The organism is Sabulicella glaciei, assembly GCF_026183895.1.
GTDB classification, from domain to species: Bacteria; Pseudomonadota; Alphaproteobacteria; order Acetobacterales; family Acetobacteraceae; genus Roseococcus; species Roseococcus glaciei.
This window is the reverse complement of sequence record NZ_JAPFQI010000020.1, coordinates 38,985-65,422: the sequence shown is the minus strand read 5'-3', so window position 1 is coordinate 65,422 and position 26,438 is coordinate 38,985. Positions and strand designations below refer to the sequence as shown.

Here is a 26,438-nt window from a genome sequence, read left to right as displayed (position 1 = left end):
GTTATTATCCGCATGCGGCGGGAGAGAGAATGCGCTGGGGCGTCGAGCAAAGGCTTGAATTCATTGAGTTTCGCCTGTTCTGGGAGGGGTCGATCAATCGAGCCGACCTGGTGGAGTTCTTCGGCGTCTCGGTCCCGCAGGCCTCGAAGGACCTGACCCTGTATCAAGAGCGCGCGCCGGGAAACACGGAGTACGACAACCGGAGCAAGCGCTACATCGCGGCGGACAAGTTCGTCCTGCGCTTCATCAACCCCGATCCCTACGTGTACCTGGGGCAGCTGCGTGCCGTCGCAGAAGGCTCTGCAGCGCCTCACGAGTCCTGGATAGCACGGCTGCCACAGGCCGATGCTGCGCTGACGCCCAGACGTGACATCGATATCGAGGTCCTGCGCCGCATCTTGGACGCGGTGCGCAGCAAGGGCTCGGTTGAGGTCCTCTATCAATCCATGAACAGGCAGCGGCCTGACCCGATCTGGCGGCGGATCACGCCTCATGCCTTTGGCTATGACGGCTTCCGCTGGCACGCGCGCGCCTACTGTCACATGGAGCACAAGTTCAAAGATTTTCTGCTGCCGCGTATTCTGGACATACGCAGCAAAGGCAAGCCAGGCGCGAATGCCGAATCGGATTGGCTCTGGAACAATTATTTCGATGTAATTATCGGACCGCACCCCGATTTGACAGAAAGCCAGAAAATAGTTGTCGCCAAAGATTACTGCATGGATGACGGTACCGCAGTTCTTCCTGTCCGGTATGCCATGTTGTTTTACGTCCTGAAGCGCCTCGGATTACTATCTAATCCCGAAAAAGAAGACCCCAGGCGGCAACATATAGTTGCTATAAACAAAGCAGAAGTGCTAATTGCTCTTGAGAAATCGAACATGTCGCAGGAAGTAAGCCGCAATATTCCGGCGCCGGCTGGGGGCGAGTAATGGTTACACTTGAGCACATACGCAACGGTGCGGTGGTGCGGGGGATCGCGCCGAACCAGACCGTCCAGATCGTATCGGTGGACTGGATCGGCGACCAGGCCCTCAATGTCGTATTCCGTGACCAGAACGGCTCGGTTTCCGAGAGCACGCTCTATCGCGACGACGAGCACCGGCTCGAGCTCGATGCCAGAGGCAGGCCCTGGTCCTTCGATGCCGACGGCGCGCTCCTGCGTCTCGTAACCGAAGCCAACCGCATCAAACTCGCCCACTATTTCGATCCTTATCTCGCTATCCATACGAGCCTCGTCGATCCGATGCCGCATCAGATTTCGGCGGTGTATGGCGAAATGCTGCCGCGGCAGCCCCTGCGCTTCCTGCTCGCCGACGATCCGGGCGCGGGCAAGACCATCATGGCAGGGCTGCTGATGAAGGAGCTGATCGCGCGCAGCGATCTCGAGCGCTGCCTTGTGGTCGCCCCTGGCAGCCTTGTCGAGCAGTGGCAGGACGAGCTCGGCGAAAAGTTCAGTCTCGAGTTCGATATCCTGACGCGGGACATGATCGAGACCTCCCGCTCGGGCAACCCGTTCAATGACCGCAACCGGCTGATCGTCCGGCTCGATGTTCTCGCCCGCAATGAGGAGCTTCAGGAGAAGCTCATCAAGTCGCAGGAGTGGGACCTCATCATCTGCGACGAAGCGCACCGCATGTCGGCGACCTATTTCGGCGGCGACGTCAAATACACGAAGCGCTACCAGGTCGGGCAGCGCCTCGGGCAGATTTGCCGCCACCTCCTTCTGATGTCGGCAACGCCGCATAACGGCAAGGAGGAGGACTTCCAGCTCTTCATGGCGCTCCTCGACGGCGACCGGTTCGAAGGACGGTTCCGCGACGGCGTCCACTATGCCGATACGGCCGACATGATGCGCCGTCTGACCAAGGAAGAGCTCCTGCGCTTCGATGGCCGCCCGCTCTTCCCCGAGCGCCGCGCCTACACCGTCAAGTACGCGCTCTCTCCGAAGGAGGCAGCGCTCTATACGGCCGTCACGGACTATGTGCGTACCGAGATGAACCGCGTCCAGCGCTTCGCCGAGGGCGACGGCAAGAAGCGCAACAATGTCGGCTTCGCGCTGCAGATTCTGCAGCGGCGGCTCGCCTCCTCGCCCGCCGCTATCTACCAGTCGCTCAAACGCCGGCGCGAACGCCTCGAAAACGAACTTGCCGAAGCGCGCCTCGCCGCCAAGGGCTACAAGGCCGATCTGGGTCAGCCTGCTGTGAGCAGCGAGGTGCTCCGGAACCTCGAAGAATATGGACAGGAAGAGATTGACGAGCTTGAGGACCTGATCTCCACCGGCGCGACCACCGCCGAGACGGTCGAGCAGCTTGCCATCGAGGTTGAGACGCTAAAGGGCCTTGAGCATATGGCCCTCGAAGTCCTGCGCTCCGGCGAGGACACCAAGTGGTCGCAGCTCAACAAGATTCTTGATGACGATCTGATGATCGACAAGGACGGCAACCGCCGCAAGCTCATCATCTTCACCGAGCCCAAGGACACGCTGCACTACCTGCTCGACAAGGTCCGGTCCCGGCTCGGCAACCCGGAAGCGGTCGACGTCATCCATGGCGGCGTCACCCGCGAAGAGCGGCGCAAGGTGATCGAGCGGTTCATGCAGGACCGCGACATGCTTGTGCTTATTGCCAACGATGCGGCGGGCGAAGGCGTGAACCTCCAGCGCGGGCATCTGATGGTCAACTACGACCTGCCCTGGAACCCCAACAAGATCGAGCAGCGCTTTGGCCGTATCCACCGGATCGGTCAGACTGAAGTCTGCCACCTCTGGAATATCGTCGCCGCCGACACGCGCGAGGGTGAGGTCTATGCCCGCCTGCTCGAAAAGCTCGAAGCCGCGCGCGAAGCGCTGGGCGGCCGCGTATACGACGTGCTGGGCGAGCTGTTCGACGGCGTTGCGCTCAAGGACCTCCTCTTCGAAGCCATCCAGTATGGCGAGCAGGAGGACGTAAAGGCACGACTCTTCAAGCAGGTCGATGGTGCGGTAGATCAGAACCACTTGCTGGAGCTCTTGAAGCGTCGCTCCCTCACCAATGACACGATGCCGGAAGCGAAGGTCCACGAGCTCCGGCTCGAGATGGAACGGGCCGAAGCGCAGCGCCTGCAGCCGCACCACATCCAGAGCTTCTTCGTCGAGGCCTTCCAGCAACTCGGGGGCAGGCTCAAGAAGCGCGAAGAAGGCCGCTGGGAGATCACCCACGTCCCCGTGCGCATCCGTGAGCGCGACCGGCAGAGCGGCACCGGCGCGCCGATTCAGAAGAAGTACGAGCGGATATGCTTCGAGAAGAGCTGCATCAATCAGCAGCCGGTGGCGACCTTCGTCTGCCCCGGCCACCCCCTGCTCGAAGCCGTGATCGGCATCGTCCGCGAGGATTACGAGCAGCTCATGAAGCAGGGGGCCATCCTCATCGATGACACCGACGCAGGTCAGGAGCTCTCGGCTATCTTCCTGCTGGAGCACAGCGTCCAGGACGGTCGCCGCACGAGCACCGGAAACCCGCACGTTATTTCGCAGAAGCTCCAGTTCGCCGCCATCGACAAGAGCGGCCAGACCACGAACGCCGGCATCGCCCCGCACCTCAACCTGCGGCCCGCCGAAGCCGATGAAGTCTCGCTCGTTCAGGACCTCCTCGATGAGGACTGGCTGCGCTCCGACCTTGAACGGACGGCGGTCCGGTTCGCCACGGTCGAGCTCGCGCAGGGCCATGTCGCGGAAGTGAAAGCACGCAGGCTGCCCGAGATCGAAAAAGTCGAGCGCGAGGTGAAGGCCCGCCTTAAGAAAGAGATCAATTTCTGGGACAGCCGCGCCTTCGAACTCAAGGAGGAGGAGAAGGCGGGCAAGAAGACACGCCTGAACTGGCAGAACGCGCAGCGCCGTGCCGAGGACCTGGCCGAACGCTTGAAGACCCGTCAGGCCCAGCTCGAGGAAGAGAAATTCATCAGCTCGCAGCCACCCCGCGTACGCGGCGGCATGGTGGTGATTCCGCGGGGGCTGCTAGAGGCACGCCAAGCGAAACATGCCACGAACGGCATCACATCCGGCTTCTCGGAAGACCCGGTCGCCCGCCGTGAGATCGAGCTTGCCGCAATGGAGGCGGTGATGGCCGCAGAGAAGGAGCTTGGCAACGTCCCAACGGACGTTTCCGCGCAGAAGATCGGCTACGACATCGCCTCCTACAGCCCGACCTCACAGCACCTGCGCTTCATCGAGGTCAAAGGACGGATCGTTGGTGCAGACACCATCATGGTCACCCGCCAGGAGGTCATCACCTCCCTGCATGAGCCCGAGAAGTTCATACTCGCCATCGTTCAGGTCGAAAACGGCTACGCGCGCGAGCCCCGCTACGTCCGCCGCCCGTTCTCACAGGAACCCGAATTCGGCGTCACCGCCCTCCAAGTCAACCTTAAGAGCCTGCTCGAGCGGGCGGAGCATCCCGCATGACCCACGCCTACAAAAAGAAATTGATCGAAGTTGCAATACCGCTTGAGGCGATAAATTCTGCAGCAGCAAAAGAAAAATCAATTCGCTTCGGCCACCCTTCGACACTGCACTTGTGGTGGGCGCGCCGCCCTCTAGCTGCGTGCCGCGCAGTTTTGTTTGCTCAGCTTGTTGACGACCCCTCGGGCTATCCAGAAGAATTTCCGACCCAAGAGGACCAGGACGCGGAGCGGAAAAGGCTGTTCAGCATCATTGAGGACCTCGTCAAATGGGAAAACTCAACTAACGAAGAGGTCCTCGAACGCGCCAGAGCTGAAATCAGAAGAAGCTGCGGTGGTGTGCTTCCGCCCGTCTATGACCCGTTCTCTGGGGGCGGCTCGATTCCGCTCGAGGCCCAACGACTGGGACTGCCCGCATTCGGGTCAGATCTAAACCCGGTTGCGGTCATGATCGGGAAGGCCATGATCGAGATCCCACCTCGGTTCAAAGACAGCGGGCCGGTTCATCCTGGTATCCGAGAGCGAAATCACTATCGCAATGCCGAAGGCCTCGCCGAGGATATCAGATACTACGGCGAATGGATGCGCGAGCGCGCCCGGGAGCGGATCGGCCACCTGTATCCCACAGTGCAGCTGCCGACCGAGTATGGCGGCGGAGTAGCGACCGTCATTGCGTGGATCTGGGCTCGTACAGTGCCGAGCCCAGATCCGGCGTTTTCAGATGTGCAAGTCCCAATCGCTTCCAGTTTCCTACTCAGCTCAAAGGCAGGTAATGAAGCTTGGATTCAGCCTATTGTTGATAAGAGTTCCAAGACCATCTCATATCGCATTCGTAAGGGCGGAACTAAGTCAGAAATAGAAAAGGCAAAGGATGGGACGAAAGCAGGATACGCGACGTTTCGGTGTTTGCTTTCGGATGCTGCGATATCTGGGGACTACGTGGACAAAGCTGCGGATGCGGGAAAGCTGGGCGTCACACTGATCGCGGTAGTAGCCGATACCAAACGCTCTAGGGTTTTTGTCGAGCCGTCATTGGTTGATACAACACACGTTTCTCATATGGTTCGAGAAAAGCTCGAGTCGATGAGCTTTGACATGCTGGAAGTTCCCTGCCGAGGGACATTCGCTAGCAATGCTCAGGGGCGCCGCTATGGGTTCAAGACATTCAGAGACTACTTCACCGATAGGCAGCTAGTGGCCTTGGGAACGTACTCGGACTTAGTGTCCGAAGTTCAAGAGATCATTATGAGGGACGCCCAAGCGGCGGGACTCGAATTGGACGAAGTGCCACTCCGTGATGGAGGAACAGGAGCTCTCGCGTACGCTGAAGCGGTATCAGTATACCTAAGCTTCGGAGTCAGCCGTCTATCGGACATTCAGAATTCTCTCTGTCGATGGGAGTCATCGAAGACTCAGGTGCGGAATCTGTTTGGGCGACAAGCTATTCCCATGATGTGGGACTTCGGCGAGAATAACGCTTTCGGTGATGCTGCCGGAGACTTCAGGACCAGTCTAGGCAGCATCATAAGGGTCGTTGAGAGATTTGTTCCATCGGAAGCTGGCACGCTGAGAAACGCGGATGCACAGACTGTTACATATCCAGCAGGGTCAGTGATTTCGACAGATCCTCCGTATTACGACAACATTGAATACGCAGATTTGTCGGATTTTTTCTACGTCTGGCTGAGGAAGGCACTTCGCAAGGTGGAGCCTGAGGTTCTTAGCGTACTGTCGACACCAAAGTCAGAAGAACTTGTAGCAACTCGATATCGTCACGGCGGCCAAGAGGCGGCTGACTCGTTCTTTCTAGCTGGCATGCGGCGGGCAGTACGCAACATGGCCACACATTCGAATGAAGGATTTCCGGCCACAATCTACTATGCTTTCAAGCAAAGCGAAATCGATCAGGAGGGTATTAGCTCGACGGGTTGGGCAACCTTCTTACAGGCAGTAGTTGAGGCGGGGTACGCGGTTGTAGGGACGTGGCCGCTGCGAACCGAAATGGCCAATCGCATGATTGCGTCAGGCACGAACGCGCTCGCCAACTCGGTGGTCCTCGTCTGCCGGAAGAAGGAACCTACCGCTGAGGTCGTGACCCGTGCGGAGTTCATCAGGGCTCTGAAGCGCGAACTACCCCCAGCGCTCGCTGAGTTGCAGGCGGCGAACATCGCTCCAGCCGACATGCCACAGTCAGCCATCGGTCCCGGCATGGGTATCTACAGTCGCTATAAGGCGGTCTTGGAGAGCGATGACAGCCCGATGTCCGTCAAAGCTGCCTTGCAGCTAATCAACCGCGAGTTGGACGAATACCTTGGCGGCATTCAGGGCGAGTTCGATCCAGACACCCGCTTCGCCATCACATGGTTTGAGCAGAATGGGCTGAGAGCGGGCGAATACGGAACCGCGAACAATATCGCCAACGCACGCGGAATATCGGTGGAGAGCGTGAAACATGCCGGGATCGTCGAAAGTCAAGCGGGAAAGGTACGCATCCGACGGCGAGACGAACTTGAAGAGGGATGGGACCCAGCAACAGATGGGCACCTGACAATCTGGGAGTGCCTACAGCATCTCGTGCGGCATCACGAAAAAGACGGTCTCGCGGACGGTACAGCGCTTCTACTAAAGAAGATCGGCGACAAGGCCGAAGCGGTCAAGGACCTCGCTTACTGCCTCTACGACATCTGCGCAAACAAACGTCAGGACGCCAAGGAGGCGACAGCCTACAACGCGCTGATCGCAGACTGGACTGAGTTGAGCCGGCAAGCAGCGGCAATCCACGACGTGAGCGGCGACCGCCAAGTCGCTATGAATTTCTGAGGGGGATGAGCAGTGGCGAAGAGCACGAGACAGTACGTTTTCGAAGGCATGGAGCTTCTCCCCGAAGCGCTTACCCCGTTTGTCGAGAAGCGCCTTGAGAGTTCCATCACGGGGCATTGGCAGATTGAGGTCGTTAACCGCGTGAGCGGCCTCAAAGCGAACTCTAAAGGGGATGTAGCCTGGGACCAGCAGGCACTGCTCAAGACCATGATGGCGTTCTGGAAGGATGCCTTTGCCATGGTGCTCGGCCACCCGGAGCGCTCCTATGTATCCGAACTTCTCGAGGTGCGGAACAGGCTCTCCCACAACGAGAACTTCACCTACGACGATGCCGAACGCGCTCTCGATACTATGCGCCGCCTAATGGAGGCCATCAGCGCCGGGGAGACCGCAGAGCAAATCAGCAAGATGCGCGACACGATCCTGCGCACCAAGTTCACGGAGCTGCAGCGGAACGAAGAGCGGCGGAAGACGCAGCGGCTCGACATTTCGGTTGAGACCGTGGCCGGTCTACTGCCGTGGCGCGAGATCGTCGAACCGCACCAGGACGTGGCGACGGGCGAGTTCATGCAGGCGGAGTTCGCCGCTGACCTGGGCAAAGTTCATTCCGGAAGCGCCCCGTCTGAGTACCGCGATCCGCAGGAGTTCTTCAGCCGCACCTACCTGACAGACGGGCTCAGCACGCTGCTCGTCGGCGCAGCCAAACGGCTCTCGAAGGCGGGCGGCGATCCGGTCGTCGAGTTGCAGACCAACTTCGGCGGCGGCAAGACGCACTCGATGCTCGCCCTCTACCACATGGCAAGCGGCACACCCGCACAGGACTTGCCAGGCCTTGACCGTCTTCTTGACGAGCACGGGCTCACGGTGCCCAAGAAGGTGAACCGCGCCGTCCTGGTCGGGACGTCACGCGGTCCCCAGGATGTGCTGAACGTCGACGGGCGGAAGATCCGCACGACGTGGGGCGAGCTTGCGTGGCAGCTCGGCGGGGCTGAAGGCTTCGAAATGGTTGCCGAGAACGACGCGGCTGGTATCGCGCCGGGATCAAACCTCCTGGAAGCGATCTTCAAGCGGTACGCCCCCTGCCTAATCCTTATCGACGAATGGGTCGCCTATCTGCGCCAGATCTACAAGGTCGAGGGCCTGCCGTCGGGTTCCTTCGATGCAAACCTCTCCTTTGTGCAGTCGCTCACGGAAGCGGTGAAGGCCAGCCCGGGCACACTGCTCGTCGCTTCGCTGCCGGCGTCTCAAATCGAAGTTGGCGGCGAAGGCGGGCAGGAAGCGCTCGCGCGCCTCAAGCAGACCTTCTCCCGTGTTGAGTCCTCCTGGCGTCCTGCCTCGCAGGAAGAGAGCTATGAGATCGTTCGGCGACGGCTCTTCAAGCAGATACCGGGTGACAAGTTTCACCACCGGGATAACACGCTCAAGCAGTTCGCAAAGCTTTACCGCGAAAATACCAATGACTTTCCGCAGGGCTGCGCGGACGAAGATTACCGCCGTAAGCTCGAGAAAGCCTATCCTATCCACCCTGAGCTCTTTGACCAGCTCTATACGAGCTGGGGCTCACTCGAAAAGTTCCAGCGAACTCGCGGTGTTCTGCGCTTGATGGCGCAGGTCATCCATGAGCTCTGGATGAGCAATGATCCATCGGTGATGATCATGCCGGGGAGCGTTGCGATCAGTTCCGCGCGCGTCGAGCCGGAACTGCTGCATTATCTCGATGTGAGCTGGCAGTCGATCATTGCGGCCGATGTCGACGGCACGACAGCCACACCTTATAAGATCGACCAGTCAGCCCCCAACCTCAACCGTTACTCCGCGACACGCCGCGTTGCCCGCGCGGTGTTCATGGGCACGGCTCCCACCCATCAGCAGCAGAACAAGGGCCTGGACGACAAGCAGATCAATCTGGGGGTGGTACAGCCGGGCGAGCGACCGTCGATCTTTGGCGATGCGCTGCGCCGCCTGACCAATCAGGCGAAGTTCATGCATGCGGACCTCGGGCGCTACTGGTACTCGATGTCAGCGAGCCTTAACCGGATTGCGGCAGACCGGGCAGGCCAGCTTGAAGAAGTTCTGGTCCTGATGACCATCGACAAAGAGCTTAACAAGTACATCAATTGCATCGGTGACCGTGGCCATTTCGATGCCGTCCAAGTCGCACCGGGCAGCTCGGCCGATGTACCGGACGAGGCAGGCGGTGTTCGCGCCATCGTCTTGGGCGTTGCACACCCACACACAGGACGCGACGGCTCCGAGGCCATGACGGAAGCCAAGGACATTCTGCTGCAACGCGGAAGCACGCCTCGCGTCTACCGCAACATGCTTGTGTTTATCGCCGCAGAGTCGCGCCAGCTCGATAACCTGAAGGACGCCGTCCGCTCGGCACTTGCCTGGGGCGAGATCGTTCGTGACACCAAGCGGCTCAACCTCACCCAGAGCGATAGTGCGCTTGCAGAGGCCAAGCTCTCCGAAGCCAACGAGACAGTAAAAACCCGCCTGAAGGAAGCCTGGTGCTATCTCTTGTACCCGGTTCAGGAGAGCGCACAGGCGGAGGTCGAGTGGACGTCGGGCAAGATACCTGCGCAGGACGGCCTGCTTTCACGTGCCAGCAAAAAGCTGGTGAGCGACGAGGGGCTGTTGATTGAGCTCGGGCCGACCCGGCTGGATCGTGACCTCCAGAAGTACATCTGGAACGGCAAGGCCCACCTCTCGCTCAAGGATATGTGGGAGTATCTCAACCGCTATACGTACCTTCCGCGCCTGAAGAATCAGGCCGTGCTCGTGAAAGCGGTTCAGGCAGCCATCTCCGGCATGATTCCCGGTCCATTTGCTTACGCAGAACGCTGGGACGAAGCATCACAGTCTTATTTAGGTCTGGTGATCGAGAAGGGCGGGAATGCTCTGGTCGTCGTCGACAGCGACAGCGTAATCATCAAGCCAGCTGTGGCTGAGGCTAACCGCCCGGCGCCTAAAGGCGATACGCCTGCTGCACCGAGCGGCGGCTCCGATGGGGCTGGAACCTCCGGGGCAGGTGGCAATGGCGCTACTCCTCCCGATGGCGGGAAAGGCGCACCTGCCGAGGAGAAGTTACCCACCCGCTTTATCGGGACGGTGATGATCTCACCGGACCGGCCAGCGCGGGAGATTCACCAGATCGTAGAGGCCATCATTGAGCAGTTGACGACGGTGCCGGGAAGCGAAGTCACGTTAAAGCTGGAAATCGATGCTGAGGTTCCGAAAGGACTGGATCGGTCAAAAGTGCGGACACTGATGGAGAACGCAGCGACGCTAGGCTTCATCGAGAAAGTGGTTCAATAGAGCTAAGGCCTATCAGCGCCTCTCCTGCAACCAACTCAGGCATAGTTAGGGCAAAAATGCTTCTTGAGCCGCGCATGATCGCGGCTCAAGGCTCAGATTGGCAACAACCCGAGAACCAGGACTCCGCCCGAACGATAGACAGGCTTCGGGGAAGCGGCCTGTATCGGGTCACACGAGTCACAAATCAGTCACACGCCCATTTGTGACGAGCTGGGGAGGAGCGGGTTTCCGCGGGCTACAGCGGTGAGTAAAACTGGGGGTTACTTGGTGGATAAACCGGGTTGGTAGCAGATAACTCGTTGATTTTAAATGGTGCCTCGGGGCGGATTTGAACCACCGACACAAGGATTTTCAATATCACGAAAACGGCTTCTAAGTTATTGATTTTGCTTATAGCGAAGAAAAAGAGTCACAAATCAGTCACAAGTTATTTTGAAACTTCGTCTCCGGACCGCTCAACTCACTCCGCCGCCATCAGCTCGTTTGCGATCTGGTTTGCCCGGTCCTGCCTCTTGTCCTCATGCGCCTCGAACAGGTGACCGTACACGTCGTAGGTCACCCGGATCGATGAATGCCCCATCAGGCGCTGGATTTCCTTCGGGTTTGCGCCGCTGTGGATTTCGAGCGAGGCTCGTGCGTGGCGGAGGCTCTTCGGCGGGTACTTGTGACGGCCATCCTCGTCGACGATGCCTGCCTCCTGCAGGAGGGGCTGCCAACCGCGCCGGTTCAGGTTGGACAGGAACTCGACCATGCCCGTCCAGTTCGGGAAGACGAGGTCGTGCTTGGATTTGGGGCAGAGAAGCCGCCACCGCTTCAGCTGGCGCATGTAGTGGTCGGGCATGTTGATGAAGCGGTAGGCCGCGCGCGTGTCAATGCCGGTTTGATGTTCCGCAGAAGTGCCGAGGTAAATGTCCTCAGTTGGGCGACGGCTCGGTTGTCCTGACTTTGGGTGGACGGCTGCGGCGGCGTGGTGGCGCCTGGCTGAACGCCGCGGACGGGGTGCGGATGGTGTCTGGTACAAGGTCGACGTGCTGACGCAGGCGGTAGCTTGAGCCTTCGATCTGCACCACCACGGCGTGGTGCATCAGCCGGTCCAGCAGGGCCGTGGCGACCACGGGGTCGCCGAACACCTCGCCCCACTCGGCGAAGCCCCGGTTGGAGGTCAGGATCATGGCGCCGCGTTCGTAGCGGGCGTTGACCAGTTGAAAGAACAGATTGCCGTTGCCCGGGGTGATCGGCAGGTAGCCGATCTCGTCGACGATCAGCAGCGAGGCCCGGCACAGGAAGCGGATCCGCTCGCGCAGGCTCCCCTCCCGCTCGGCGCGGGCCAGGGATGCGACGATGTCGGCGAGGGAGGCGAAGTAGACGCTGTGCCCGGCGCGCACCGCCTCGACGCCCAGGGCGATGGCGAGGTGGCTCTTGCCGGTCCCCGGTGGCCCGAGCAGGTGCACCACCTCGTGGCCGGACTTGAACAGTAAGGCGCGGCCTCCCGGAGTTGGGGGGCTGATTTCATTCAGCTTTTCGGTCCTGGAGCCGGTCTGAGACGCAAAATGTGGTGCCACGTTTGACGGTGCAGACCTAACTTTTCCCATAGCGAATCGGCCGGCGACGTGGTGCTCTCCTCGGCGCGCCATGTTCTTCCGCCTCAAGCCCTCCGGACCCCGCACCTACCTGCAGATTGTGGAGAACCGTCGGGAGGACGGCGCGCACCGCCAGCACGTCATCGCCACCCTCGGCCGTGCCGACGACCTCGCCGCGTCCGGCGCCCTGGCCAGCCTGCTCGCCTCCGGCGCCCGCCTGTGCGACCAGGTCATGCTGCTCTGCGCTCTCGAGCGAGATGTCGAGGGCCTGCGCATGTCCACCCGCCGCCTCGGTGGCCCGCTGCTGTTCGAGCGGTTGTGGCAGGAGACCGACTGCGCCGCGGTGATCCAGGCGTTGCTCGTCGGCCGCGGCTTCGAGTTCGCGGTCGAGCGGGCCATCTTCGCCACCGTCCTGCACCGGATCTTCGTCTCCGGCTCCGACCGCGCCTGCGAGCGCTGGATGGAGGACTATCTCATCCCAGGCACCGACGGCCTGGCGCTACACCACCTTTATCGCGCCATGGCTTGGCTCGGCGAGGAGCTGGACGCCGCAGACGGCGGGCAGGCGCACGCGACGCCCTTTGCCCCGCGCTGCGTCAAGGACCGGATCGAGGAGGCGCTGTTCGCGCGCCGGCGCGACCTCTTCAGCGAGCTCTCGGTGGTGTTCATGGACACCACCTCGCTCCGCTTCGAGGGCGCGGGCGGGGAGACGCTCGGGCAGCGGGGACACTCGAAGGACCACCGGCCCGACCTGATGCAGCTGGTGCTGGGCGTGGTGATCGATGCCGAGGGCCGGCCGGTCTGCACCGAGATCATGCCCGGCAACACCGCCGATGTCCGGATCCTGCTGCCTGTGGTCGATCGCCTGCGCGGGCGCTTCGGCATAGGGCGGGTCTGCATCGTGGCCGACCGTGGCATGATCTCGGCCGCCACCCTCGCGGGCCTGGAGGAGCGCGGGCTCGAGTACATCCTCGGCGCGCGCGAGCGCAGCGACGTCGTGGTGCGCGAGGTGGTGCTGGCCGACGAGGGCCCCTTCACCCCATTGCTGGTCGAGCGCGCGAATGGCGCCGAGACGCAACTCTTTGCCAAGGAAGTCCGCCACCAGGGGCGGCGCTACATTGTCTGCCGCAACGAGGCCGAGGCCGAGCGGGACCGCGCCGACCGGCAGGCGATCATCTCCGGTCTCGAGGGGCAGTTGCAGCGTGGCGACAAGGCGCTGATCGGCAACTCGGCCTACCGTCGCTATTTGCGCCGCGTCGCCCTGACCGATGGCAAGGGCGGCAAGGCCAAGCCCGGGCCAGCCTTCGAGATCGATCCTGGCAAGCTGGCCGAGGAGGCCAGGTACGACGGCATCTTCGTGTTGCGCACCAACGCCCGCGTGACGCCACTGCAGGCCATGCTGCGGTATCGCGAGCTTCTCGACGTGGAGAACCTGTTCCGCAGAACCAAGGGCGTGCTGCGTACGCGCCCGATCTACCACTCCTCCGACGCCGCCATCCGAGGCCACGTCTTCTGCTCCTTCCTCGCCCTCGTGCTGCAGAAGGAGCTGGATGCGCGCTGCCGCGCCGCGGGCTTCACGCCGGAATGGGGCGACATGCTGCGCGACCTCGACCGCCTGCAGCAAGCCGAGGTGAGCCAGGGCGGGAAGACCTGGAAGGTGCGCACCGAGGTCGGGGCGACCGCCTCGGCGTTGCTGCGGGCCTGCGGCATCGCCATCCCGCCGCGGATCCAGGGCATCCCACCGCCAGCTCCGGCCCCGCCCGCTCCACCCCCATCACCAAAGCGCAGGGGCCGTCCCCGGCGTGGTGCCACGCGCCCCTAATTTCTCGGGTTTTGCAGCCTAAATCAGCCACTTGCAGCTTCGAGGTGTTGAAGTCGGGCGTGGCGGCCAATGAAATCAAGCCCGGCCAGGGCCAGGATGCGGTTGCGGTCGAGCGAGGGTTGGAACGAGAAGTCGAAACTGGAGAGCGTCTTGACCGCGCCCAGGCGGGCCATCTGCAGCGCCGCCTTGATCCGCCGTCCCTCGCGCAGGCTCAGCTCCTCCGCGAGCAGGGCGTCGACGGCCTCCAGCGTGCCCATCTCGCCGCGCTCGACCTGACGCACGACGTGGTCGAGCACCTCGAGCGCGCGCGGCATGCGCAGCCCGACCAGGTTGCGCCGGACCCGCTCCAGGATGGCGGAGACCGGGATGTCGTCCCTCATGACCGGATATCCTCCCCGGCCAGGCGCCGAGCGATGGCGGCGTAGAAGGTGAGCGGTCGGCGGGCGACCGTCTCGCCCGGGCGGGCGGAGAGAACAGCCGTGTGGCCGGGCGCGGTCCCGCTGGCGGGCGGGCGGGAGCGGCGGTGGCCGTGGGCGACCCGGCGCTGGCCACTGCCCTCGAGCACGGGGTGGCTCGCGACCAGCCGGTTCTCCTCGAAGATGCGCAGCTCGTCCGCGAGCAGGTGCACCTCAACGGCACGGCGGCGCGTGCTGTCCGGCACGCTGTACAGGTTGCCATCCACCGAAACCATGCCGTCGCGGGTGATCCGCCGCTCCAGGCGCAGCGTGGCCTGGAACGGTCCGGCGGGCAGCGGCCCGAGGCTCGGTCGTTCCTCGGCGAAATGCTGGGCGACCACGCGGCGGGTGGTCGCGTGCACCCTGGCATTGGCCACCCCGTCCAGCCACGGCCGCAGTTGGGCATTGAGGTCGTCGAGGCTGCGGAAGCTGCGGGCGAGAAAGAAGTCCTCGCGCACGTAGCGGAAGGGCCGCTCCACCTTTCCCTTGCTCTGTGGCCGGTAGGGGCGGCACGCCTTGGGCAGGAAGCCGTAATGCCGTGCCATCTCGAGCAGGGTGGGGTTGTAGGCGATGCCTTGCGGATCCTCGCCCGTCACCGCGGTGCGCATGCGGTCGTAGAGGATCTCGGCGGGCACGCCACCGAGCGCCTCGAAGGCGGCGACGTGGCAGCGCAGCACCGTCGGAAGGTCCTGGTGCAGGACGAAGCGTGCCCAGAGCATCCGGCTGTGCCCGAGCACGAGCGAGAACAGCCAGACGATCCGCACCACCCCGGGCTCGTCGGTGAAGGCGGTGCGGAACTGGGCGAAGTCGACCTGCGCTTGCTGCCCGGCCGCGGTCTCGAACCGATGCTCGAAGCCAGGCACCGCCGGAGGGCGGACGTCGCGCAGGAAGTCGGTCAGCCTGGTATAGCCGCCCGTGTAGCCGAGATCGCGCAGCTCTCGATGCAGCCGCCGCCCGGTCAGCTCGGGAAACGCCGCGACGCGCTCGCGCAGGTATCGGCTGAACGGGTCGAGCAGGGTGGCTCGCGGCTGGCGCGGGCCGTAGACCGGCGCCTCCAGGCCGCGCTCGACGTATTTGCGCACCGTCTTGCGGTCGAGCCCCGTCCGTCTGGCAATGGCGGATACCGAGAGGCCCTGCCGGTGCAGGTCCAGGATCATGACGATCTCCCCAAGTCGGACCACCGGCGCCGCTCCCCTGAAGGACGGCAGCAGCACCTCATGGTGGCCGCCGTCGAGCACAGGTTCGGCCCGGTCAACCGGCTGCCTGGCCCCATCGAATGGCTCACCGACAACGGCAGCTGCTTCGTGGCGCGCGAGACCCGTCGCTTTGCCCGTGAGATCGGCCTGACACCGAGGACGACGCCGCTCGAGAGCCCACAATCTAACGGCATGGCGGAGGCCTTCGTTCGCACGCTGAAACGCGACTATGTCCGCGTCTCGCCGATCCCGGATGCCCAGAGCCTGCTGCGTCAGCTGCCGCGCTGGCTGGCCCACTACAGTGAGGTCCCCCCCCACCGCGCGCTGGGCTACCGCTCGCCGCGCGAGTTCATCGCCCAATCAACCCAGGAGAGCCTGTCCGGTCTTTAAGGGGCAACAACAGATGGCGCGTTGGTGGGAAAATGGGCGCTTGTCGATCTGATAATGGTCGCGCCGGCAAACGGGTCAGCACCGATAAGCCTGCGTCGTGCCGCTGCGAGCCAGCAGCGCCATAGAATGAGGATCGCAGTCGTGATGTACATGCGGCGCTCCTTCTCTTGGAAGCAAAGGCGCGGACTGCGGCCGCGCGGAAGACGATACCCTCCGGGGACCCGTCGATGTTCTCACGCTGCCCGGGCGTGACATTTCCGACGCGCCAGTTCGTCGTGAAGCGCATGATGGTGAAGTGCCCATCCGCCATTGCCTTGAGGACCCTCTCCAGCTGCCGGAGCAGCTGTGGCTCTTGGGCGATCATGAAGGTGAGATGCATCGCAGTTCTTGCTTGATGAGAAAGAGTGAAGACAATGGCGCAACTAAGGACGCGGCCGGCGAAGTTTGGAAACGGGCCGTCCGCCGCGCCCACGTGACGAGCTTCGTGAAAGTCTGAGATTCAGACTTCAGGCACGGAGCAGCCAGACGGCCTCATCGCGCGTACCCCATGCGCCCACCGGCATAGGCCCGGTCGTCGCGCGTCCTGGCGTGCTCCAGCATCACGTAGGCCACGGAGGCCGGATCCTCGCCTCGCCTGATGGCACCCATCACCTGGCGCAGCGCCACCCGCACCGTCCTTGCGCCAGACTCGCGCGCCATCGCGCACTGCAGCACCTCGGTGACGCCCGCGGGCAGCGGCGGCAGCCCCTCCGGTCCGGCGAGGCCCAGTTCCTGCGCGAGGTCGCGCAGCATGCCGCGGAGCAGGCCTGGGAGTGCCTCCGGCGGGGGGCCATCCACCTGAAGCACGAGCAGCCGGTCCAGCAGCGCGCCGGGCAACCCCGCTGTGTCGTTGGCAGTGAACACCCAGCCCACGTGCGACAGATCAGCCGGAGCCATGGCGAGCAGGTCGAGGTGATGGCGGGCGCTCTCCGGCTCGAGCAAGGAGAGGAGCACGGCCGCCACGGTCCCATGCCGGTCGTCGGCCGAGGCGCGGTCGATGTCGTCCATCACCAGCAGCGGGTTGAGCACCTGCGTGTCGCGCACCGCCTCCACCGGGAAGCAGGGCCGCGGCGAGCGCCAGCCACGCCCGTTGCCGGTCAGCGCCACGGCGGCGCCGCCGTCCGGCGCCGCGAGACGCCGCCACGGCAGCCCGCAGGCCTCGGCCAGCGCCCGGGCCCAGCGCGTCTTGCCGGCCCCGGGCGGCCCGACCAGCAGCAGCGGCGGCAGCCGGCACGCCCCGTCGCCCAGCGCGGCGAGGGCCAGCTCGCGTGCCACGGCTCGCGCCGGCGTGACCAGCCAGGGGAACTCCTCCACGAGGCGTGCCTCCACCTCCCGTGCGTCGGGCGCTGGGATCAGCGGGAGTGGCTCGGCCAGCGGGCGCAGCGCCTCCAGCACCTCGCCCTCCATCGGGTCGCCGGAGGCCGGCGGCGGCATCAGGAGCAGCGGCCGCGGCACCGGCACGGGAAGCGCCCCCGGTAACCGGGCCCCGGCCACCTGCTCCGCGGTGAGGCGCAGGAGTAACCGTGCTGCCTCCGCGCCGCGCAGCGCCTGCGTCACCTCCGGCGCGAGGCCGAGCGGCAGGCCCCAGGCGCCCAGCCCTGGGCGCGGGTGCAGCCCAGCGGCGCGGGCGAGTGGGAGGAGCCGCCGCGTACCAGGCGCGTCTGTGAGCCCGGGCACGCGCACCAGCAGGGCCGCCAGATCCACGGCGGCGTCCAGCGCCCGCCGGGCCGGGCCGTCTGGGCTGGCCGGCGTGGCGCGCAGCACCAGCGCCACGATGTCCGCGAGGCGGCGCGCCGCCTCGTCGGTGTCGTCGGCGCCTCCCTCCGGCGCCAGGTCGAGGCGCTGGCCGACCGCCCAGAGTCGGCGCACGTCGCCGCCATCAGGGATTGGACGCAGCTCCGCATGACCGGCCAGGCGCGTGCGCGCGATCTGGTCGGAGGCGGCGTAGGCCACCGGGCCGTGGATCGTGGGCACCACGTCGCGTGGAACCACGCGCAGCGCGGCGGAGGGCAGCCGCACCAGCACGAGGTCGCCGAGGTTCGGCCCCTCGTCCTCTGATGCGCAGTCGGGGCACCAGGGGCGCGGCGCGTCGGCGCGGACGAGGCACTCCAGGGCCAGGCGGGACGCGGCGACGGTGACGCCGGGGACCGGGCCAGGGTCGCAGACGGGGCGCGACAGGAAGGCGTATGGGCGAGAATGAGGCATCGGGATTTCCTTTCCTTGGGATGCCGGATCCCCCCTCCCTCCCGCCGGATGGCGGAACAGGACCGGCCAGGGCGGCCGGCGCGGGGGGTGGACGCATCCGCGCCACCCACCCGTGCCGGCGCCCAGGGCCGGTCCCCTTACCCCTTCATCCCTCTCCCCCGCCGGCAGGCGGCGGGGCGTGTGATCAGCGCGCCCGGCCGGGCGCGCCAACCGTCTCCGTCACCCATCTTCCACCCCAGACAGGGCCCGCGCCGCGGCCGCCACCGTGCGGTGGGCGTACTCCGCGCGCACGCGCGGCCCGAGCCCATCCGCCCGCGCGCCGGCGGCGATGACGTCGGTGACGAACGCGACGGACGCCCCCCGACCCAGCAGGCGGCGCGCCACCGCGAAGTCGAGGCGCGACCGGTCCAGCCTGAGCAGGGGCGGCAGGGTGAGCCGCACACGGCGCTCGGCCTCCCGATGCTCCTCCGCCGGGCTGCGCCAGCGGATCCGGCCCCGCGCCTGTGTCCTGGGCAGGAGAGACCCCGCCCCTGCCGCGCGCAGCGGTGCCGTGACGCGGCGCAGCGCCTCCTCCATCAGGGCCGCCCCACCGGGATCGACGCCACCCGGGGCGGCGCGCAGCCGCGCCCAGGGGAAGGATCCGTCGCTGCGTTGGTGCAGGAGCTTCCGGTTGGCGAGCCCCGGCAGCCGTCCCAGGTGTGTCGCGTCGGCCGCGCCGGGATCCCCGCCGAACCGCGCCGCGAGATGACGCGCGACGGCCGTCGCTACGGGAGCGGTGATCTCTTCCTCACTCACCGTCACCCAGGCCTGCAGGCAGTGCGGCGAGGTCTCGACGACGGCGGCGACGTGATGCGCGGCGCGCAGGGCGGCCAGCCCGTCCTCGCACAGGTCGTCGACCAGCACGTGGCGCATCGTCTCCGGCCGCACGAAGACGTGGAAGCCGTGCGCGTTCCGCGACCGGAGAAAGCCTGCGCCGCGCAGGAGCTGCGCCTCCGTGAAGCGCCGCCGCTCCGGTGTCACGACCTCCTCCGCCTCCGCGGGGACAAGGGCGACGCGAAAGATCTTCGACGGCAGCGCGCGGCAGAATCCGGCCACGGCCTCGCGAGTGCAGGCGAGCCCTGAAAATTTACAAGAGCTGCGCATTACGCCACTTCCATGCTGGCGGCGCGCCGGGCCATCAGGGTGGGGAAGTCCGCCGGCAGGCGCCGCACCTCATGCGCGACGAACAGGCCGAGCCCGCCCATGCGGAGGATCCCCGTCGTCGCCTGCGCGAAGCGCTCCCCCGCCTCGCCCGGCGGCTGCGCCACCGTGACCTGCCACAGGCCGCGGGTGCGGATCAGCGCCTCCAGCGCCGCCTCTGCCCGCGCGGTCCAGGAGCCGCCGGGCGAGGCGCACACCGTGCCCGGACCCGCCTCCAGCGCGTGCGCGCAGAGCGCCGCGTAGGCCCCGCTGGCGAGCAGCAGGCGCGTCACGCCCGGTGTATCGCCGAGGACGGTGAGGCCGCGCCGGCCGCCGGCGCCGAAACCGTAGCGCCCGGAGCCGGACATGGTGAGCACGCCGCAGGGAAGGCCCGCGGCGTCGCGCTCCTCGAAGCGCAACGCGTGCCGGTCGGCGCACACGTCAGGAGCAAGGCCCGCGAGGTGATGCGGGCGCAGGCCGTCACGCCGCGCGAAGGCCGGCAGTTCAATGGATTTCATGGATTGGTCTCCTTTGGAGGTGGGGTGAATCGCCCCACCGCGCGGTGCCCGGCGGGCCCGGGGCGGGGACCGGTCACGGCCCTGCCCCGGCGCCAGCGGGCGCCGCGCGGGAGGCCTCCAGGCCTCCCTCCCCCCCCCTCTGGGGGTTCTCCCTCCCGCGCGAGAGAATCGACCTGCCGCGCCTGCAGACTCTTGCGGAGACGGCGCGCGCGATTCACATGAGGGCTCTCCTCCCCGGCCGCGTGGTGCAGCGCGGCCCTCCATCGGCCCCGTCTGAGCCCAGACCAAAAGTCTGACTCTCAGACTTCCCTCGCCCGAACCGGGACGGAGATCCTCCCTTGAACCTGACCCACCTTGGCCGCGCCGCTGGCGCGGCCGCCCACGCGCCCCTGCGCCTCACCGGCCCCGAGCAGGCCACCCTCGACGCGTTGCTACGCGCGGGGCTCGGCCCGCTTCGCTGCCACGCCGTGGAGCTGCGCGGCACGCCGGACCTCGTGCTCGACAGCCACCGCGTGTGCGTGTTCGTCCACGGATGCTTCTGGCATCATCACCGTGGCTGCCAGCTGGCGCGCGTGCCCACGACGAACCGCGCGTTCTGGGAGGCGAAGTTCGCTCGCAACCAGGCCCGCGATGCCGCCGTCCTTACAGCCCTGCAGGCGCAGGGATGGCGGACGATCATGGTGCGCGAATGCGCGACCCGGCGGATGCAAGCGACCCGTCTTGGAGCGGAGCTGAAGCGTCTCCTTGAGAGTGGCGCCACTCACGCCGAGATCACGTCAGGGCCGCCAGATCCTGCCGCCGCAGGCAGCCATCTGTCGGCTGGCACCTCGCCCAGCCAGCTCCCCGCGTGACCATGACTTGGCTGCTGGAGTGACTCCCTCTGGCAGCCAAGTAGGGCCCCGGGCACCGGTCATGGATGCCAACCCACCTGTTTGACGCGCTTGCTGAAGACGATCACGAGGCTCCCGAGAGCGCTTCGGCGGTTGAAAGGACTAAGAACCGGCTGGATTTCGCCTGCACGCGGAGGGCTTTGCGAGAAACGTGAACGAGCCATTCACGGTATTGCGCCGGCACGCCCGCGCTCGGCGAAAACCAGCAAACTGAAAATTTGCGGTATTGCGCCCGCACGCCTCGGGAAGCCAAAGCCGGAGTGGAGGCTGGCTACGAGCCGAACGCGGGGTGGAAAGGATCCGCCATGAGTTGATCCGTAGTAGATCCTCAGTTGATCGCTGGTTGACGCTTGGTTGATCGCTGGTTGACGGGTGGTGGATCGCCGGTTGACCGGGAGCGAGCGTGCCGGTTCCGAACGGCGGGACGCGCATGGCGTCCTTCTAGACCGTCCCCCGTCCAGCCGGCTCGACCGCTGATCCAGATCAGGAAGCAGGGGGAATGGAGGAGAGAAGCCGGTCACGGCCCCTGCCCTTCTCATGCGCGGGATCCAGGTCATGCCGCGGGCCCGTCTGGCCTCCTGGGGACCGGTGCGGCTGCTCATCCAGCGAGTGATAGGATGGCCGGGAGCGAGGTGCCGTCACTCGGTCCTCTGCCGTCGCGAGCACGTCCGCTCGGCATCCGCCCGCCTCGACGCCGTCTTACGCCACTCCATTCGAACACCGTTGAGCGCGCCTGTCCCCAGCCGTGCTGTCGGACCGCGAAGAACTATGGGCACGTCCCGAACTAGATGTTGAGGAATTCGGCAAATGAATTCTCCGGGGTTTCGGGGAAATTTGCGAAACGCCCCAGCGAAACCTTGATCGATCTGGGGTGGGGGCGCGAAGAACAATGAAGGTCTTCGCAGTGCAAGTGGAAAGGCGCCGGTTTTGAAATGCGGAGGCCAGTGGTTCGAATCACGAAAGGATCCCAGGCAGATGGACAACACGCTCTTCAATCCGGACTCGGATTCCGAGAACCTCTCTCAAGCGGGCCCCGACAGGCCGCCCGACATCGCAAAGCCGGCAACCCCAGCTGAGGAGACAGCTGGCTCCTTCGACGGCCGCCCCGAAATTGAGAAAGAGGAAGATGGAAAGGAACAGAAGGACGGGAGCAGCGATCACGACAAGGGTGCGCTGGATGAAGGAACGCAGCGCAGTGACGGCAGTAGGTCCTCAAAAGCCGGCAGGCCGAGCGATGTTGACCAAGCATTCGATGCCCTCAGGGAAGCCTCTGAGCAGCTGACCGACACGTCGGCACGCTCGAGCCAGGCCCTGGCGTCCACGTCCGCCACCATTGCGGTGCATGCCTTGCGGCTCAAGAAGGATCCAAATGCCCTTCCCAGCCTCGTCCACAAGTTCAACGAGGCGAACAGGGCGCTGGGCAAGGACGCGCCGTCTGTCCTGTCGGTCGGCAAGCGCGCGATGGCCAATCCGTGTCTGCTCCTGGCGCGGCTCCTCATGCCGGCCGCTTACGACAAGCACCGCCGGACGACGGTCGCCCGCGCGGCCCTCCGCGCGATGGAGTACATCGTGGCCGACGCCGCGGCAAAGAACCGGACCCTGAAGAAGGCCGTACGGGCGGAATCGCTCCGGGACGATACGACCGCGTGGATCCTGGACCAGGGTGGCGTGACCTCGATCTACAACAGGGAGCGGGCCCTCACCCGGGGCAAACCGGACGGCGACACGGCAACCATCCCGTTGCGCGACGCGAGCTGCCAGGCCTACCAGGCCGGTCTGAAGACGAAGGCCTGCGCTCTGATCCTGGTGACACGCGGCGAGGACGGAAAGGTGCAGTCCCTCGTCGAGGGGCAGGACAGCGTCGATGTCGTGGCCATCAAGGACGGCTACACCCTCGCGCAGTGCAAGGAGGACCACCTGGGCCAGATCTGGGAGGACGATACGGGGTGCGAGATCTTCCGGGCGGACGTCACTTCCGCCATCCTCTGCGAGATCGCCGACGGACGGCTCGGTCTCTGGGTCGCCCCGAAGGCCGTGAAGGAGGAGGCGAAGGCCGCCCAGAAGTGACCGGGCCGGCCGGCGCGTCCCGCGGCGGTCACATGGTCATGCGCGAGCCGCGCCACGATGTCGCGGCGACCTGGACATCAATAGTACGGGACGCCGCCATCCTCTCATGATCCGGACAACCCTACGCATGTCCTGAAGCGACACCCGGGCCACAAGCACGAGGCTCACGAGCGCGCCCCCATCGTCCTAGCCTGATGCGGTGGACGGCCCCTGAGCGGCATCGCTGTGCCAGGCTCGCGGCTGTCGAAGGCTGCGAGCAGAGGAGCCGTCCACCATGGAAGTTACCACGATCGGGCTGGACATCGCCAAGCGCGTGTTCCAGGCACACGGAGTGAACGAGGCCGGCCGGGCGGTGCTCCGGCGCAAGCTGAGCCGCAGCGAGGTGCTCGACTTCTTCCGCGCTCTGCCGCCCTGCCTGGTGGGCATCGAGGCCTGTGGCACGGCGCATCACTGGGCACGGGCGATCAGCGCGTTTGGCCACGAGGTCCGGCTGATCCCAGCCTCCTACGTGAAGCCCTACGTCAAACGCGGCAAGACCGACGCGGCCGATGCCGAGGCGATCTGCGAGGCGGTGGGCCGGCCGAGCATGCGCTTCGTGCCGGTGAAGACAGCGGAGCAGCAGGCGGTGCTGGTGCTGCACCGGACGCGAGACCTGCTGATCCGGCAGCGCACCATGCTGGTGAATGCGCTGCGCGGGCACATGGCGGAGTTCGGCATCATCGCCCCGCAGGGGATCGCTCGCGTGGCGGATCTGCTGGCCGTTCTGCTCGGCGAGGATGAAACCACCCTGCCGCCCCTGGCCCGCCAGGCGCTGCGAGGCCTGGCGGCGGAGCTGGAGACGTTGAGCGCGCGGGTGGAGGAGATCGAGGCGGCGATCCTCGCCTGGCACAAGGGAAGCGAGGCCAGCCGGCGCCTCGCGGCCGTGCCCGGCATCGGTCCCATCACGGCGTCAGCAATCGTCGCGACCGTGGGCGACGTGTCGAACTTCGCCTCGGCCCGGCACTTCGCGGCCTGGATTGGCCTCGTGCCGAGGCAGAACAGCACAGGCGGCAAGCCGCGACAGGGTGGCATCTCCAAGGCAGGCGACCGCTATCTGCGGCGTCTCCTGGTGCTCGGGGCCTCGGCGGTGATCCGGCACACGCGGGCCAAGGCAAAGGGAGGCTGGCTTGGGGATCTGCTGGAGCGCCGCCCGACCATGGTCGCGGCGGTCGCGCAGGCCAACAAGACGGCTCGCATCGCCTGGGCGCTGCTGACGCGTGGCGTGAGCTTTGAACCGCAGCATGGAGGCGCGCAGCCCGTAGGCGCATAGGAAACGATAGCTTCCTCGCCGGAGGTCGCCGCGACCGGCGGGTGCGTGAGGGCGATGGTGGCGTGATGGCGAACCGGTCGAACCCGGGGCCCGGCAGAACCCGTTAGGCGTTAAGCGCCTTGAGCGCGATAGGCTGATTGGGAGCCGAGCTGCGGATTGCATCAGGGCCAGCGGCCGTGGGTGCCGCACAAACAGGCCGGACACATGACCGCACCCGACCGCGGCGCCAAACGTCAAATCGCCCTTGCGTCGAGGGGGCCGTTCTCTAATCGCCTTCTCCTTGTCAATGAGCAAAATGCTTCAGGCGCTGCCAGGCCGGGGTCACGGTTCTCTTCGCGGTCGAACAAGTCCGCCGCAACATTGGGTTCGAAGCACAGGCGCTGCAATGTCCACAACGAGCTCGCGTGCCGGGCACGTGGCTCAAGGCCCTCTTGCGCAGCCAGCCTGCACCTTCGCCCCGGGGGGCAGCCCTCACATCCGGCGTTGGGCCGAAGTGCTGGTCAGCAAACGGTCATGCGGGCTGCGGGCACCCTTGCCGCTCCTCCGCCGACCAGCGGAACGGCTCGCCAGAACGCCAGATGCTGTGCAGGATCACCGCCAGCTTTCGAGCCAGGGCCACACGTGCCTTGCCGAAGCCCGACCGGCTTGCGATCGCCAGCGCCCAATCCTTCAGGCCCGACGAGCGCTTGACGCGCGTCAGGATGACCACGGCCGCCTCGTACATGAGGGTCCGCGCGAGGCCATCACCGCACTTCGAGATCCTGCCGCTGCGATCGATGTCGCCCGACTGGTACCGCTGAGGCGTCAGCCCCATGTGGGCGCCGACCGATCGTGACCGGGCAAAGCGCGCCGGGTCCTCCACCGTGCTGATAAAGGACAGGCCGGATACGACCCCAATGCCGGGCACGCTCATCAGGAGGCGACAGGCCGGGCTTGCTCTCGCCAGCGCCCGGATCGCCTTGTCGAAGGCCGCGATCTGCTCGCGTAGCCCGCGCCAGGCAGCCAGCATGGGCCGGACGATGGGCGCCAGATCCTCGCGCTCGCCGAGCAAGGCTTCGACACGGCGGTCGAAGGGCAAGCCGCGCATGGCGCCGGGCAGCAGCCCGAACACCTTGAGCACGCCGCGGATGTGATTCGACAGGCGTGTGGTCATGCCGACCAACTGAGCCCTCGCGCCCAGCAGGGCACGCGCCCGGTGCGACTCATAGGACTTGACGTGCACGGCCCGGAACCATCCCGTCCGCATGATCTGCGCGAGACCCTCGGCGTCGTTCTGATCTGTCTTGTTGATCTGCATCTTGAGGGCTGCACGAGCATGCCTGGCGTCCAGGCAAACCACGTCGAGGTCGCGTCCGCGCAGTTCGTGGACCAGCCAGGGCGTCATCGGGCCTGTCTCCACCCCAACCGCGGCGCCATCGCCGGCATGCCGTCGAACGGCCTGTTCGATCTGCTCGGGCTGCGTGGCGCACTGGCCGCGCCAGACACGACGGCCGGTGCCGTCCACGACACAGATGGCCGTCACCTTCTGCGAAACGTCCAGGCCGACAAAATGGGTCATTGAGCGGTCTCCCATCGTGCGAGATGCCGGGCGACGCCGCCCGGATCGAGGCACCTTGAGCGGACTCCGCTCAGGCCGCGATTACCCAATGTCCACACAAGACGCTGAGTTCAGAAGGTGCCGCGGCAGGCACCGCCATCAAGCAGGACGTTCTGCCCCGTCATGTAGCCCGACAGGCTGCTGCACAGGAACGCGCAGGCTGCCCCGAACTCCTCCGGCGATCCGAGGCGGCGCATTGGGCTCTCCCTCAAGCGGAGCTGCCACATCTCCTCGAACGGGCGACCCTCCTTCTTCGCACGCGCCTCGACGACCTTGCGGATACGGTCCGTGTCGAAAGGTCCGGGCAGGAGGTTGTTGATCGTCACGCCCGTCGGCGCGAGATCGCGCGCAAGCCCAGCTATAAAGCCCGTCAGTCCGGCGCGCGCGCCGTTCGAGAGCCCCAGAACGGCGATGGGGTCCTTCACCGTGCTCGAGGTGATGTTCACAATCCGCCCGAAGCCGCGCTGGATCATCCCCGGAACCGTGCGGCGGATCAGCTCGATCGGCGTCAGCATGTTGGCGTCGAGCGCCGCGATCCAGTCATCCCTGCGCCAATCCTGGTAATTGCCCGGCGGCGGGCAGCATTGAACCAAGACCAAGTCAGCTCTCATTGAGC

At 65.3% G+C, this 26,438-nt stretch carries 16 protein-coding genes and 2 pseudogenes; 9 read left to right on the top strand and 9 right to left on the bottom strand.

Annotated elements, in window-relative coordinates; genetic code table 11:
- Nucleotides 1–29 precede the first annotated feature (29 nt).
- From OF850_RS19025 to OF850_RS19010, 4 genes are read left to right on the top strand one after another with little or no spacing between them, the layout of a single operon-like run.
- Nucleotides 30–932 carry a WYL domain-containing protein gene (locus OF850_RS19025; protein ID WP_301591915.1) on the top strand — a complete coding sequence of 301 codons (903 nt, stop codon included), beginning with the start codon at nt 30–32 and terminating at the stop codon, nt 930–932.
- The gene (locus OF850_RS19020) at nt 932–4,441 is read left to right on the top strand and encodes a helicase-related protein (RefSeq protein ID WP_301591914.1); all 3,510 of its coding nucleotides are present in this window, start codon (nt 932–934) and stop codon (nt 4,439–4,441) included. Before OF850_RS19025 ends, OF850_RS19020 begins: the two co-directional genes overlap by 1 nt.
- Nucleotides 4,438–7,257, top strand: a complete 2,820-nt coding sequence (locus tag OF850_RS19015) for a DUF1156 domain-containing protein (RefSeq protein WP_301591913.1) — start codon at nt 4,438–4,440, stop codon at nt 7,255–7,257. Before OF850_RS19020 ends, OF850_RS19015 begins: the two co-directional genes overlap by 4 nt.
- A 12-nt stretch (nt 7,258–7,269) precedes the next feature.
- Nucleotides 7,270–10,575, top strand: a complete 3,306-nt coding sequence (locus tag OF850_RS19010) for a DUF499 domain-containing protein (protein ID WP_301591912.1) — start codon at nt 7,270–7,272, stop codon at nt 10,573–10,575.
- A 460-nt stretch (nt 10,576–11,035) separates the two neighbouring features.
- On the opposite strand, the gene OF850_RS19005 is transcribed toward OF850_RS19010, so the two are convergent.
- Nucleotides 11,036–11,416, bottom strand: a complete 381-nt coding sequence (locus tag OF850_RS19005) for a tyrosine-type recombinase/integrase (protein WP_301591911.1) — start codon at nt 11,414–11,416, stop codon at nt 11,036–11,038.
- 73 nt (nt 11,417–11,489) lie between these two features.
- Nucleotides 11,490–12,167, bottom strand: coding sequence for an IS21-like element helper ATPase IstB (gene istB, locus OF850_RS19000; RefSeq protein ID WP_301591933.1), 678 nt, complete (start codon nt 12,165–12,167; stop codon nt 11,490–11,492).
- Nucleotides 12,168–12,207: 40 nt separating this feature from the next.
- Between istB and OF850_RS18995 the strand changes: the two are divergent.
- A pseudogene (locus OF850_RS18995) lies at nt 12,208–13,887 on the top strand (IS1634 family transposase); the annotation flags it as partial.
- A gap of 113 nt (nt 13,888–14,000) precedes the next feature.
- On the opposite strand, the gene OF850_RS18990 reads toward OF850_RS18995, so the two are convergent.
- Together OF850_RS18990 and istA are read right to left on the bottom strand one after the other, a co-directional pair.
- Complete coding sequence (locus OF850_RS18990) at nt 14,001–14,357, bottom strand: ATP-binding protein (RefSeq protein ID WP_302474482.1); 357 nt, start codon at nt 14,355–14,357, stop codon at nt 14,001–14,003.
- The gene (gene istA, locus OF850_RS18985; RefSeq protein ID WP_301591909.1) at nt 14,354–15,613 is read right to left on the bottom strand and encodes an IS21 family transposase; all 1,260 of its coding nucleotides are present in this window, start codon (nt 15,611–15,613) and stop codon (nt 14,354–14,356) included. Before istA ends, OF850_RS18990 begins: the two co-directional genes overlap by 4 nt.
- Before the next feature lie 27 nt (nt 15,614–15,640).
- Here istA and OF850_RS18980 point away from each other — a divergent pair.
- Nucleotides 15,641–16,018: pseudogene (locus OF850_RS18980) on the top strand (integrase core domain-containing protein); the annotation flags it as partial.
- A 531-nt stretch (nt 16,019–16,549) separates the two neighbouring features.
- Here the strand turns inward: OF850_RS18980 and OF850_RS18975 are convergent.
- The 3 genes from OF850_RS18975 to OF850_RS18965 form a co-directional block, all read right to left on the bottom strand.
- The gene (locus OF850_RS18975; protein WP_301591908.1) at nt 16,550–18,262 is read right to left on the bottom strand and encodes an AAA family ATPase; all 1,713 of its coding nucleotides are present in this window, start codon (nt 18,260–18,262) and stop codon (nt 16,550–16,552) included.
- Nucleotides 18,263–18,481: 219 nt separating this feature from the next.
- A complete protein-coding gene (locus OF850_RS18970) occupies nt 18,482–19,357 on the bottom strand; it encodes a DNA-primase RepB domain-containing protein (RefSeq protein ID WP_301591907.1) in 876 nt (291 codons plus the stop codon).
- A gap of 47 nt (nt 19,358–19,404) precedes the next feature.
- Nucleotides 19,405–19,959: a hypothetical protein gene (locus tag OF850_RS18965; RefSeq protein ID WP_301591906.1), complete on the bottom strand. Its 555-nt coding sequence runs from the start codon at nt 19,957–19,959 to the stop codon at nt 19,405–19,407.
- Between the two features lie 338 nt (nt 19,960–20,297).
- Here OF850_RS18965 and OF850_RS18960 point away from each other — a divergent pair, with 338 nt between their 5' ends.
- The 3 genes from OF850_RS18960 to OF850_RS18950 all read left to right on the top strand — a co-directional run bounded on the left by OF850_RS18960 (nt 20,298) and on the right by OF850_RS18950 (nt 24,225).
- Nucleotides 20,298–20,810, top strand: a complete 513-nt coding sequence (locus tag OF850_RS18960; RefSeq protein ID WP_301591905.1) for a very short patch repair endonuclease — start codon at nt 20,298–20,300, stop codon at nt 20,808–20,810.
- Nucleotides 20,811–21,824: 1,014 nt separating this feature from the next.
- Nucleotides 21,825–22,916: a hypothetical protein gene (locus tag OF850_RS18955; RefSeq protein ID WP_301591904.1), complete on the top strand. Its 1,092-nt coding sequence runs from the start codon at nt 21,825–21,827 to the stop codon at nt 22,914–22,916.
- A 274-nt stretch (nt 22,917–23,190) separates the two neighbouring features.
- Nucleotides 23,191–24,225, top strand: coding sequence for an IS110 family RNA-guided transposase (locus OF850_RS18950; protein ID WP_301591903.1), 1,035 nt, complete (start codon nt 23,191–23,193; stop codon nt 24,223–24,225).
- A 511-nt stretch (nt 24,226–24,736) separates the two neighbouring features.
- Here OF850_RS18950 and OF850_RS18945 read toward each other — a convergent pair.
- Both OF850_RS18945 and OF850_RS18940 read right to left on the bottom strand, forming a co-directional pair.
- Nucleotides 24,737–25,783, bottom strand: coding sequence for an IS110 family RNA-guided transposase (locus tag OF850_RS18945; RefSeq protein WP_301591902.1), 1,047 nt, complete (start codon nt 25,781–25,783; stop codon nt 24,737–24,739).
- Between the two features lie 110 nt (nt 25,784–25,893).
- Nucleotides 25,894–26,421, bottom strand: coding sequence for an SDR family oxidoreductase (locus OF850_RS18940; RefSeq protein WP_301591901.1), 528 nt, complete (start codon nt 26,419–26,421; stop codon nt 25,894–25,896).
- Nucleotides 26,422–26,438: the final 17 nt, after the last annotated feature.

Coding starts and splice junctions, on each gene's coding strand:
- OF850_RS19020 (WP_301591914.1), top strand. CDS start 932: ATGGTTACACTTGAGCACATACGCAACGGTGCGGTGGTGCGGGGGATC.
- OF850_RS18955 (WP_301591904.1), top strand. CDS start 21,825: ATGGACAACACGCTCTTCAATCCGGACTCGGATTCCGAGAACCTCTCT.
- istB (WP_301591933.1), bottom strand. CDS start 12,167: ATGGGAAAAGTTAGGTCTGCACCGTCAAACGTGGCACCACATTTTGCG.
- OF850_RS18965 (WP_301591906.1), bottom strand. CDS start 19,959: ATGAAATCCATTGAACTGCCGGCCTTCGCGCGGCGTGACGGCCTGCGC.
- OF850_RS18990 (WP_302474482.1), bottom strand. CDS start 14,357: ATGAGGGACGACATCCCGGTCTCCGCCATCCTGGAGCGGGTCCGGCGC.
- OF850_RS19025 (WP_301591915.1), top strand. CDS start 30: ATGCGCTGGGGCGTCGAGCAAAGGCTTGAATTCATTGAGTTTCGCCTG.
- OF850_RS18945 (WP_301591902.1), bottom strand. CDS start 25,783: ATGACCCATTTTGTCGGCCTGGACGTTTCGCAGAAGGTGACGGCCATC.
- OF850_RS18975 (WP_301591908.1), bottom strand. CDS start 18,262: ATGCCTCATTCTCGCCCATACGCCTTCCTGTCGCGCCCCGTCTGCGAC.
- OF850_RS19005 (WP_301591911.1), bottom strand. CDS start 11,416: ATGCCCGACCACTACATGCGCCAGCTGAAGCGGTGGCGGCTTCTCTGC.
- OF850_RS18950 (WP_301591903.1), top strand. CDS start 23,191: ATGGAAGTTACCACGATCGGGCTGGACATCGCCAAGCGCGTGTTCCAG.
- OF850_RS19015 (WP_301591913.1), top strand. CDS start 4,438: ATGACCCACGCCTACAAAAAGAAATTGATCGAAGTTGCAATACCGCTT.